Origin of the sequence: uncultured Fretibacterium sp. (assembly GCF_963544685.1) — a bacterium.
Lineage (GTDB): Bacteria > Synergistota > Synergistia > Synergistales > Aminobacteriaceae > CAJPSE01.
This window is the reverse complement of the sequence record NZ_CAUUGJ010000082.1, coordinates 1-10,702: the sequence shown is the minus strand read 5'-3', so window position 1 is coordinate 10,702 and position 10,702 is coordinate 1. Positions and strand designations below refer to the sequence as shown.

General features: G+C 63.6%; 12 protein-coding genes. 11 read left to right on the top strand and 1 reads right to left on the bottom strand.

Annotated elements, in window-relative coordinates:
- Positions 1 to 147 precede the first annotated feature (147 nt).
- From ABLA28_RS08330 to ABLA28_RS08305, 6 genes are all read left to right on the top strand, one after another.
- A complete protein-coding gene (locus tag ABLA28_RS08330; protein WP_347713259.1) occupies positions 148 to 330 on the top strand; it encodes a hypothetical protein in 183 nt (60 codons plus the stop codon).
- Between the two features lie 31 nt (positions 331 to 361).
- The gene (locus ABLA28_RS08325; RefSeq protein ID WP_347713258.1) at positions 362 to 880 is read left to right on the top strand and encodes a hypothetical protein; all 519 of its coding nucleotides are present in this window, start codon (positions 362 to 364) and stop codon (positions 878 to 880) included.
- Positions 881 to 1,064: 184 nt separating this feature from the next.
- Positions 1,065 to 1,550 carry a pyridoxamine 5'-phosphate oxidase family protein gene (locus ABLA28_RS08320; RefSeq protein WP_347713257.1) on the top strand — a complete coding sequence of 162 codons (486 nt, stop codon included), beginning with the start codon at positions 1,065 to 1,067 and terminating at the stop codon, positions 1,548 to 1,550.
- Between the two features lie 12 nt (positions 1,551 to 1,562).
- Positions 1,563 to 1,757: a flagellar biosynthesis protein FliR gene (locus ABLA28_RS08315; protein ID WP_299298402.1), complete on the top strand. Its 195-nt coding sequence runs from the start codon at positions 1,563 to 1,565 to the stop codon at positions 1,755 to 1,757.
- 34 nt (positions 1,758 to 1,791) lie between these two features.
- On the top strand, positions 1,792 to 3,654 hold the full coding sequence (locus tag ABLA28_RS08310) for a hypothetical protein (protein ID WP_347713256.1): 1,863 nt from the start codon (positions 1,792 to 1,794) through the stop codon (positions 3,652 to 3,654).
- A 41-nt stretch (positions 3,655 to 3,695) separates the two neighbouring features.
- A complete protein-coding gene (locus ABLA28_RS08305; protein ID WP_347713255.1) occupies positions 3,696 to 4,469 on the top strand; it encodes an aldolase/citrate lyase family protein in 774 nt (257 codons plus the stop codon).
- Positions 4,470 to 4,557: 88 nt separating this feature from the next.
- Here ABLA28_RS08305 and ABLA28_RS08300 read toward each other — a convergent pair whose 3' ends face one another.
- Entirely contained in the window at positions 4,558 to 5,001 is a 444-nt protein-coding gene (locus tag ABLA28_RS08300) for a hypothetical protein (RefSeq protein ID WP_347713254.1), read from the bottom strand.
- 476 nt (positions 5,002 to 5,477) lie between these two features.
- On the opposite strand from ABLA28_RS08300, the gene ABLA28_RS08295 reads away from it, so the two are divergent.
- From ABLA28_RS08295 to ABLA28_RS08275, 5 genes are read left to right on the top strand one after another with little or no spacing between them, the layout of a single operon-like run.
- Entirely contained in the window at positions 5,478 to 7,964 is a 2,487-nt protein-coding gene (locus ABLA28_RS08295; RefSeq protein ID WP_347713253.1) for an ATP-binding protein, read from the top strand.
- Positions 7,961 to 8,785, top strand: coding sequence for an endonuclease III (nth, locus tag ABLA28_RS08290; protein WP_347713252.1), 825 nt, complete (start codon positions 7,961 to 7,963; stop codon positions 8,783 to 8,785). The genes ABLA28_RS08295 and nth overlap by 4 nt, the downstream gene beginning before the upstream one ends.
- Positions 8,757 to 9,083, top strand: a complete 327-nt coding sequence (locus ABLA28_RS08285; protein ID WP_299298384.1) for a hypothetical protein — start codon at positions 8,757 to 8,759, stop codon at positions 9,081 to 9,083. The genes nth and ABLA28_RS08285 overlap by 29 nt, the downstream gene beginning before the upstream one ends.
- Before the next feature lie 24 nt (positions 9,084 to 9,107).
- Positions 9,108 to 10,100 (top strand): ArsA family ATPase, encoded by a 993-nt coding sequence (locus tag ABLA28_RS08280; RefSeq protein ID WP_347713251.1) that lies wholly within the window; start codon positions 9,108 to 9,110, stop codon positions 10,098 to 10,100.
- Complete coding sequence (locus ABLA28_RS08275) at positions 10,097 to 10,549, top strand: YhcH/YjgK/YiaL family protein (RefSeq protein ID WP_347713250.1); 453 nt, start codon at positions 10,097 to 10,099, stop codon at positions 10,547 to 10,549. The genes ABLA28_RS08280 and ABLA28_RS08275 overlap by 4 nt, the downstream gene beginning before the upstream one ends.
- Positions 10,550 to 10,702: the final 153 nt, after the last annotated feature.

Sequence of the window (10,702 nt, the reverse complement as noted above, 5' to 3'; positions counted from 1 at the left end):
GGGCTTTTTTATCTTCTCTCACCCCCTACTGTTGCGTTTAGATTGTAAATCCAAGCCGAAAGTACCTGGTGGACTGCGGGTTTCCTTGCGTCGATCGCGTTCGGGTGGTTCCTGAGCCTCGCCCTGGGAATGTTGGGGGTGGTGGAGATGGGGACGGCGAATCGGATAGCCTTTTTGTTTCCCCTCGCCGTTTCGATGGGGCTCTGGTTCTGGATGAACGATCTTCCCGGGTTTTACTTTTTTATTCCGGCGGTCGTTTTGGGGCTGGGTTTGATCATGCCCTCGAGTTTCCTGATGTGCAACCCGCGTCACCCATCCACGTGGCTGTAGAAGAGCCCTAACGGATGAGAGGAGGAGACGGATGAACCGGAAGAGACTTTATGCGGGGCTTGCAGTTCTGTTTTTGTTTGCTCTCGTTTTTTTGCTTGCGAAACAGTTTCTTTTTCAAGAGGAACCGATTTCCTCTCGCAGCGGCAGGGAGATCTATGAGACATTGATGTCCTTGAAGCCGGGGACCTCCGTTGAGAAGGTTCAGGAGATTTTAGGGAAACCGGACGATGTTGCGGGCAATGTTTTGAATTGGTTTCATGTGGACGGGCAGGGAAAAGTTGGCGCAGCTTTCAGCGTCGTAACATCGCAGGGCAGGGCGACAGCATCCTCATACTTTGAATATGCCAAAGACAAAAGGGCTGTGTCGAGGAGATATAAAACAGTCCAAAGGGAATTATCTCCTGTTTTAGGTTCTCCCGTTCAGGAAGTTCCGGGTTTTGCATGTGTATGGTTTCCTGAAAAACTGCAATTTTCCCTGATGATTGCAGAGGACGAGCAGCCTCCAGTGGTAGGTTTTTTGCTGAAGGAGCCGCTTATAGAAGGAAGGTAATGCTTCTGGAGTGAAGAGCGTGCCGCTAAACATGGACCAAGCTGTCGACAAAAGGGCGCAGTGTACCCGAACGGCTTTTTGTAAAGGAAGGGCTGCAGGTTTTCCCGGGAAGGATCTCATCGATGTCCGCGCTTTGCTATAATTTTGACTGACAAAGGCTTGCGGATTGGGGGCGTGAGGTCGCATGAGGCGAAAGGACCGGGAGGTCACGGATCTCGGGGCCATTGGACGCATCATCGGGGACTGCAAGGTCCTTCGGTTGGGGATGGTCGATGGAAGGCGGCCCTATGTCGTTCCGATGAATTTCGGTTTCGACCTTCGGGACGGCGTTTTGGAGCTCTACTGTCACAGCACCCTGGAGGGGCGCAAAATCGAGATCCTGCGGAGGAATCCCGAGGTGTGCTTCGAGATGGACTGCGGGCACAAGCTCGTCGAGGCCAAGGCCGCCTGCGGTTATGGCTTTGCCTACTCGAGCGTCATCGGTGAGGGGACGGTCGGCTTTATCGAGGACCCCGAGGAGAAACTGCGGGCGCTGCTGAAGATCATGGAGCACCAGACGGGGCGATCGGATTTTTCCATCCCCGACGCGGCTCTGCGCGGCGTTCTGGCCTTCAGGGTCTCCGCCGGTTCCTTCACGGCCAAGCAGCGGCTCCTTCCTCCGGGGCCCTGAGGCTGGGGCGAAATGCCGCAGGGCAATGTGTATGCCCTTCTGGGGCTGTTCTCCTTCGGACTTGCGCTTCTGGTCGCTCGTCTGGTGGTGAAGATTCAAAGAGGCGAGTTCCCCGGCGGGGATTTATGGGTCCTGTACCTCAGGATGCTGTTGGGCTTTTTGTTCGCGGCCGCCATCGTTTACGGCTACCGCTCTTTTTTTCAGTAGCGAGAAACGGGTGCGAGTCAGACGGGGAGCGAAAATGAGACGAACGATCCTGATAACGGCGGTGTTGGGACTTCTCCTGGGAACGGCCTTTCCCTCCACGGGGGCCGAGCTCCCGCGTGCGGAGCTCGACGAGTCCGAACGTCACTTCACTCGGGCATACGATTATTTTCTGGAGCGGGATTACTGGAATACGCTGGATTACCTGGATCGGGCCCTCAAGGCGAATACCTATCTGGTCGATTACTACCTTCTCAAGGGGCTGACCGCGGCCCGCACAGGGGACTTCGAGGCAGCCCGTAAGGCCCTGTCCGGCTATCTCGAGGTCCGGGCCATGGACCGTACCGCGCCGCGGATCCTCAACTGGTTCCTGGCACAGGAGCGTCTGCTCCGGGCGGTCCTGAGCCCGCTTCCCATCGCCTCACGATGGCAGTTCTCCCGGCCGGACCTTCAGGAGGAATGGGGGGGCGGCATCCTGCGCCCCTTCAACGTGAAGGGGCTGGGCAAGGTGGATGCGCTGGACGCCGCTCTTTGCCTTTGCGATACGCTGGGCGGCAAGGTCTACCTGTCCGAGGAAGGAAACGGGTTCCGGGCCGTCTCCGCTCAGGCTCCGGCCGCCGCCCTTCCCGTTGGGGACGGGACGTTCTTCGTCTTTGGCGTCGATGGGGAGGTCCATTCCTTCTCCGCTGTCTCCGGCCAGGACATCTCCATGGACCTGCGGGGGCGCGTGGACTCGCACGTCGCGGATGCCTGCTGGCTCTCGGAGGCGGAGTTCGCCGTGGCCGACCCCGTGGCGCGGTCCGTCGATTTCTACGACAGGGAGTCCCTGCGGCATCTGGCGTCCTGGTCCCCGCCGGAGGGGGATATGCTGTTCGAGCCCGTGGGGATAAGCCGGTACGCGAACTGGCTGGCCGTCGCCGACCGCGGCAACGGCAGGGTCTATCTGCTGGATGCCGTCGGCCGGCGGGAATTTTTTTTCGCCGAGGCGCCGATGCCGCGCGACGTCGCGTGGTCTCCCCTGGGTGAGCTCTTCGTCCTCTCCGAGAAGGGGGAGCTCTTCCGTGCCGGGCTCGATTTCGGGCGAAAGGAGGTCCGAAACCTCGACCTCCTGAAGGCGGACCTCCAGAACGCCTGGGCGCTTTTCCCGTCGCCCCGTGGCGACCTGTACTGTCTGGATGTTTCGGCCTCGCGGCTCTTCAAGGCGACGATGCTCCCCTCCCGGGATACGGAGCAGGGCTTTCTGGGGCTGTACCGCCCCGTTCTGGCCCTGGATAAGGACAAGGAGAGCTTTCTCGTGGAGGCGACCCTGGGAACCCCGTTCGTCTCCTACTTCAGGGATGCCTCGGCGGTTGCCCATTCCGTCTGGAACGAGAGGACCATCCGCTCCGCGATGCAATGGCTGCCGCGTGCCCCGCTCGATGCGCTGCTGCTGCATCGCACCCTGCCTCAGGGCTCCGTTCTGCCCCCAACCCTCAAGGAGCTTCGCGCCGAGAGCGGGCAGGACGTCCGTATCACGCTTCCGCCCCTCTGGTCCCTGCACAGGGGGACGCTGACCAATGTTATCGTGGATTCCTCGATCCTCTTTTCCCTGGACGAGCTGCTGACCCTGACCCGTTTCTGTTTGGAAAACGGCCTGCGGCTCGACGTCTGGGCCCGCGACATTCCCCCTCTGCCCCTGGTCCGGGCCAGCGCCTTCACGGGGGGAACGACGCTTTTCTCCATGGCTGCCCCCCCGAAGGTCTCCCCGCCCTGGAGCCGAGTTCGGATTCAGATTCCGCTGCCTAGGGAACTCTCCTCCTCGGGCTACCCCAGCCGTTCCATGCTGGCCGTCTACCTGGATATCGGCCTGGTCCAGATGAAGGCGTGGATTCCTCTCTGGCCCGACCTCCTCTTTCCCTAGGGCAGGGCGCAGGCACGTCAAACCGTTGCAGGAGGAGGAGCATGCATCATAAACTGAGGGAAAAGTACAGGGCCGGGGAGCCGGTCATCGGAACCTTCTTCAACCTGGGCGACCCGTCGTCCATGGAGTGCCTGGGCTACACGGGGCTCGACTACGTCATCATCGACTGCGAGCACGGCCCCTTCGACACGGAGACCATGATGGACCTGATCCGGGCGGCGGAGGGCGTCGGCCTGACTCCCGTCGTCCGGATCGCCGGCGTGGACCACAGGGAGATCCAGCGCGCAGCCGACTGCGGGGCGGAGGGCCTGATCGTCCCCTGCCTCAGGACCGTCGACGAATACCGGCGCCTGATCGACCTCGCCAAGTACGCGCCGACGGGGAACCGCGGTTTTATCAAGGGACGGGGCTGCGGATTCGGAAACAGGGCCTGGGCCTCCGGATCGCTGGAGGAGTTCATGGCCAACAGCAACGAAAAACTGATGGTGATCCCACAGTGCGAGACCGCCGAAAGCCTGGAACACATCGAGGAGATCGCCGCTCTGGAGGGATTGGATGGGATATTCGTAGGGCCGTTCGACCTCTCCATCAGCATGGGGATCCCCGCAAGGTTCGAGCATCCGGATTTTCTCGCGGCCCTCGAGAGAATTTACGCGGCGTGCCGCGCAGCGGACAAGCCGGTCTACGTCTATACGAACGATGCGGCGGAATCCAGGAGGCGCCTTGCGTCCGGCATTGCCGGAGTCGCCTGCAGCCTGAATTCCGTCGAACTCGTCAAAGTCTACAGACAGCTGGTTCAGGACATCGGAGCCTGATCGGAATGCGGACGGGCCCGGAGCCGTGACGGAGCCCGGACCGGAGCTCCGGATCCTCGGCGAGGGGCGGGCGGTTCCCTGCCCCTCCTCACTCCCTCCAGCGCATCCTGCGGACGTTGTCGAACCAGGACGGAGGGTCCTCCTCCTTCGATGAGGACGTTCTCTCCTTCGTATTGGAGCCGGACGCCTCCTCCGTAACGTCGTAGAAGTCCTGGTCGGCATGATAGGAGGGCGATGAGGATCGCCCCTTCAGCCTGTCGTGGCAGTAGGATCCCGCCGCGCCGAACAGCGCGGTCAGCACGGCCCAGCCCAGAATCCTCAGGATGAAGGAGGGGAGCACGAACAGGACGAAGGAGGCCACGCTGAACAGGAGCCCCAGGACGCAGAGCAGCATGGGGGCGAAGACGAGAAGCAGAATCCCCCTTTCCCGAATGTCGGAGCCCTGCCACTCCGTCAGGATCCTGCCCAGCCCGCCGAGGAGGCGGGGGGGCCAGAGGCGGGTGAGGACTTGGGAGAAGAAAGTTCGGAACAACGCTAGGCCTCCTTTGTCGCTTGTCCGGGATGATCTTGGAACACACTGAACTCTATGAAGCCTCCCCGATGAACCCCCTGAGCGAACCGCTCAACTGGTGAGGCAACTGGTTGATTTCTTCGGACTGCCCGCGCCCCCGGGCGCTTCCCTGCGTTCCGCGCGGCGTCCGAGGCGGGGCGTCCTTAGATTATAGCAGGGCAGGGCGGGAGGACCGTTCCATCCTTTTTCCGCGGAAATCGTTTTTGCGGTAAACTGACGAGGAATCGGCAGGGAGCTCATGATAGGATAAATACCGGAACATGGGGGCCCCTGTCCGGAAATCGAGGAGGGGGACGGGGTGTTTTTCCGGGGGGCGGACCCTTCCGTGCCGGCCTTATTGAATTTTCTTACTTAAATTTTATTGAACCCTACAATCTCGATGTCGCCGACGATGTCCTGGCTCAGGACACCACGATGGGACAGAAGGCGGGAATGACGTGACGGATAAATGGAAGCTGACGCCCGGGAAACTGAGACGGCTGAAGGACCCCGGGAGCTGGAAGGTGAAGGGGACCGACGAATGGGGCCCCGGCCGGAAAGGGGTGGGGCTCATCGGCCAGGAACGGGCGGTGGAGTCGATCTCCTTCGGCCTGATGGTCCCGGGGAGGGGATACAACATCTTCGTGACCGGCCAGCCGGGCAGCGGGCGCACCAGCTATGCGCTCGAACGTCTCAGGGAGCGGGCTGCCGAGCTCCCCGCTCCGGACGACTGGCTTTACCTTCACAACTTCGACGAGCCGGGGGAGCCCCTGGCGATGGCGGTGCCCGCCGGCCGGGGAAAGGAGCTCTGCACTGCCCTGGGCGGGTTGCTGAACGAGCTCAAGACCGTGATCGGCAAGGCCTTCGAGCAGAGCCAGTACGAGGACGCTAAGGCGCAGTACGTCAAGGAGTTTCAGGAGAAGGCGGGGGCGATCATGGACGAGCTCAAGTCCTGGGCCGCCGAACGCCATTTCTCCCTCAAACGCACCCCCCAGGGGTTCGTCAACATCCCCCTGATCGAGGCGAAGGACGAGGAGGGCAAGCCCGTCGTCCGGGAGATCCAGCAGGAGGAGTTCGAGGCCCTGGACGAGAAGGAGCAGAAGCGCTATCAGGCGCTGTCCGAGGAGGTGTCCCAGAGGACGCTTCTGGGGCTTCGCCGCATCCGTGATATGGAGAAGGAGCTCAAGGAGCGGATCGGCGAGCTCGAGGCCGAGATATGCCGGACCGCGATAGCTCCCTGCATGGCGGACGTCCGGGAGCCGTACTCGGGCAACGAGCCTCTGTCGAAATGGTTCGACCGGATGGCCGAGGACGTCATCGAGAACTTCGGGGCGTTCGTCACCGCGGTCCGGGACGAGTCGGCCGAGGTCGACTTTTCGCGGTATCTGGGCAACCTCTTCGTCTCGAACGACCCGAAGGACGGAGCTCCGGTGGTCTGGGAGACCAATCCCACCTACTACAACCTCGCGGGGAAGGTCGAGTACGAGAGCCGCCAGGGCTACCTCTACACCGACTTCCGCCGCATCGTGGCGGGCGCCTTTCATAAGGCCAACGGCGGGTTCCTGGTCCTCGATGCGGAGAAGGTGCTCATGAACTTCATGTCCTGGGAGGCGATCAAGCGCCTGCTCCGCACTCAGGAGGCGTCCATCGAGAACCTCGGGGAACAGTACGGGGCGATCCCCGTCTCCTCGCTGCGCCCCAGCCCGATTCGGATGGACCTCAAGATCGTGATGATCGGGATGCCCTACATCTACGAGCTGCTGCAGTATTACGACCCGGAGTTCCGGAAGCTCTTCAAGATCAAGGCGAGCTTCGACACGGATATGCCCCGGACGGCCGCGACGGAGCGCCGGATGGGGCTGTGCGTGAGGGACATCCTGCGGCGGGAGAACCTGAAGCCCTTCGACGCGGAGGCGCTGTCCGAGGTCATCGAGTGGGCCAGCCGGGACGCGGAGGACCAGAACCTCCTCTCGGCGGAGCTGGGAAGGCTCCGGGAGCTCCTGATGGAGTCCCATGCCTGGGCCGCCGGGTCGAACAAGCCGCGCGTGGGCCGGGAGCACGTCCGCAAGGCCATCGAGCACAAGCGTTACCGCTCGGGCATGTATCAGGAGAAGCTGACCCGCGCCTTCGAGAACGGGGTCATCCGGGTGGATACGGACGGAGCTGTGGTGGGGCAGGTCAACGGCCTCGCCGTGATAGACCTGACGGACTACCGATTCGGGCACCCCTCGCGCATCACGGCCAACGTCTTCATGGGGCAGGAGGGGGTCGTCAACATCGAGCGGGAGGTGCGCATGACGGGGCCCATCCACAACAAGGGGCTGATGATCCTCTCGAGCTACCTGGGGAGGAAATACGCCCAGGACATGCCCCTGACGCTCTCCGCGCGGATCACGTTCGAGCAGAACTACGGGGGCATCGAGGGGGACAGCGCCTCCTCCACGGAGCTCTACTGCCTTCTCTCGGCCCTCTCGGGGCTTCCCCTGAATCAGGGGATCGCCGTCACGGGCTCCGTGGACCAGTTCGGCAACGTCCAGCCGATCGGGGGCGTCAACGAGAAGATCGAGGGCTTCTTCGACTATTGCAGGATCGCGGGGCTGACGGGGCGTCAGGGGGTGATGATCCCCAGGGCGAACGTTCGGCACCTCATGTTGGATCATGACGTGCTCCAGGCCGTGAAGGACGGTAAGTTCTCCGTCTGGGCGGTGGGGACGATCGACGAGGGCATCGAGCTGCTCACCGGGGTCCGGGCCGGGCGGGAGCACCGGGACGGCTCCTATGCGCCCGTATCCGTCCACGGCAGGGCCAAGGCGCGGCTCTCGAAGCTCCTATCGGACAACGTCAGGCTGCGCAGGAAACTCGGCGGGGACGACGAGGAGAATGAGGGAGGGCGGAGGGGCCGCAGGCCGGAGGAGGAGAGTCCGGCCGGGAGACGCGGCCGGTGAGCCGCCTGAGGGTGGGGATGGACCGATCCGCTCCGCCCGCGGACGGGGCCGGACCGCTGAGGCGCTGGATCCTTTCCGTCCTGGACCTTCTGGAGGGGGTCTGGCACAACGAGGCCGACCCGCCCGAACTGGGGCACGGGGAGCCCCTGGACGGGCTTGTCCTGACCGTGCTCTCGCAGAACACGAACGACCGCAACCGGGACATGGCGTTCGAGCGGCTCAAGGCGCGTTTCCCGAGCTGGGAGTCCGTCGCCGGGGCCGGAGCCGAGGCCCTGGAGGATGTGGTGCGTCCCGCCGGTCTGGCGCCCACGAAGGCGCGGCGCATCCTGAAGATCCTGGAGATCGTGCGCGGGGATTTCGGCGCCTACTCCATCGCGGAGCTCGCGAAGCGGGGGCGGGACGAGGCCAGGCGCTACCTGACCGCGCTGCCGGGCGTGGGGGAGAAGACGGCGGCGTGCGTCCTGATGTTCGACATGGATCTTCCCGCGTTCCCCGTCGATACCCACGTCAGCCGGGTCTGCCGCCGCGTCGGGTTCGTGCCCGAAAAGGCGTCCCCGGACGATATCTGCGCGCTGATGGAGCGGGAGGTCCCCCCCGGGCGCTACCTTGGGGGGCACGTCAACATCATCGAACACGGCCGGGCGGTCTGCTCGGCGCGGAAGCCGCTCTGCGGGGCCTGCCCGCTCACGGCGCTCTGCAACACGGGGCGGGAGCGGGTGGCGGAGGCGATGGCGGCGGAGATGCAGAAGGGGCGGCCCGGGCGGGGCCGTGCCCGGAAGGGAGGCGCTGGGGATGACGGAGGAGGCCGAGAAGAAGACTGAGGGCCTGCGGGCCCGGTTCGGGCGCGCGTGCCGGACGTTCGGGGAATGGGCCTGGTGGTTCGTGATCGGCACCTTTATGGAGAAGCGGGTGGCCGCGATCCGCAAGGAGGCCTGGGACATGAACGACAACGTCATGCTGTTGCTCTTTGGGGACTACCTGGGGCTGCCGAACCCCATCTCCTACTACACGCTGGAGCTGCTTCCCTACCTGGCGGAGGAGATGCTTCCCTGGCAAAGGCGTATAATGAATCGTCAATCGGTCGTCGCCGAGAAGGCGGCGCAGTATGATTTTACGTAGCCTGCACGGGGCGGAGGAGGGTGCATGAGCGAATCGTCTTTTGAGGAACGCGGGGCGGGCCTGCCGGGTCCGGGCTGCAGGCCCTTCACCTTTTTCGGGGGAAAGGGGGGGACGGGCAAGACCACCTGTGCGGCGGCCTACGCCTGCCACCTGTCCTCCCGCGGATGCCGCACGCTCCTCGTCTCGACGGACCCCGCCCACTCCACGTCCGACGTCCTGGACGTGCAGTTGGGGGCGGACATCACCCCTGTGGCGGAGAACCTCTGGGGGCTGGAGGTCGATCCCGCGCTCGAGGCCAGGCGGTACATCTCCGAGATACAGGAGAGGATGCTCTCCATCGTCAGCCCGGCGATCGTGGACGAGATCAAGAAACAGATGGAGATCGCCTACTCCTCCCCCGGCGCGGAGGAGGCCGCCATCTTCGACAAGTTCGTGGAGCTGATGGACGAGCGCGGCAGGGCGTACGACGCGATCGTCTTCGACACCGCTCCCACGGGACATACCCTTCGCCTGCTCTCGCTGCCGGAGATTCTGGGCGGGTGGATCGAGAACCTCATCGCCAAACGCCGGAAGGCGATGGAGATGTTCGGGATGGCGGGGCGGTTCGACAAGGAGATGCGGAGGAGGGCGGAGGAGGACCCCGTCGTCGATGCCCTTGTGCGACGGCGCGACCGTTTCGAGCGAAGCCGGCGCTATCTGACGGACCCCGGGGCCTCGGCGTTCTACTTCGTGCTCAATGCGGAGAAAATGCCGATTCTGGAGACGGCGCGCGCCGTGGAGATGCTGATGAAGTTCGGGATCGGCGTGGGGGGCGTCGTGGTCAACCGGGTGATTCCGGAGGACGCGGGCGAGTTCTTCCGCGAACGGCTGGCGGCGCAAAAGGGGTATCTGGAGGATATCGGGGAGCGTTTCGGCCGCCTGCGCCGCATCGTGCGTCTGCCGCTCCTCAGGACGGACGTTCAGGGCATGGACCAGATTAAAAAAATAGCGGAATGGATAGGGGAAATCGACGCATGATTCTGGGGACGGTGCAGTACCCCTCCCGTTACGGAGGCCTGGGTATCGGAGTGAAAAAGGGACTGGAGTATCTGGCGGCGCAGGGAAGGCTGGACGCCCTTCCTCTGGGGCGCCGGGAGCTCGATGGGGAGAACCTCTTCATGGACGTCGTGGAGACGACCACGGAGCCTCACGCTGCGAGGCGCTTCGAGGCCCATCGGCGCTACATCGACATTCACATCACCCTTCAGGGGGAGGAATGGTACGGCTATGCCCCCGTGGAGGACCTCAAGGCGGTGGAGCCCTATTCGGCCGAGCGCGACATACAGTTTTTCACCGGCGAGGGGGTCTATTTTCAGGTCCCTGCAGGGCAGTTCGTCCTGTTTTTCCCCGAGGACGCCCACAAGCCCTGCGTCTGTTTCAAGGAGCCGGGGAACGTCAGGAAGCTGATCCTGAAGGTCCTGCTGTGAAGGCCCTGATTTGAGGCCCTCGACTTGAGGGGCCGCACGCCGTCGGGCGCCGATGAGGTCTTCATGAACGCCGCCCTCGGCGAGGCGCGGGACGCCCTTCGGAGGGGGGACGTCCCGGTGGGCGCCGTCGTCGTCCGTGGCGGGGATGTGCTG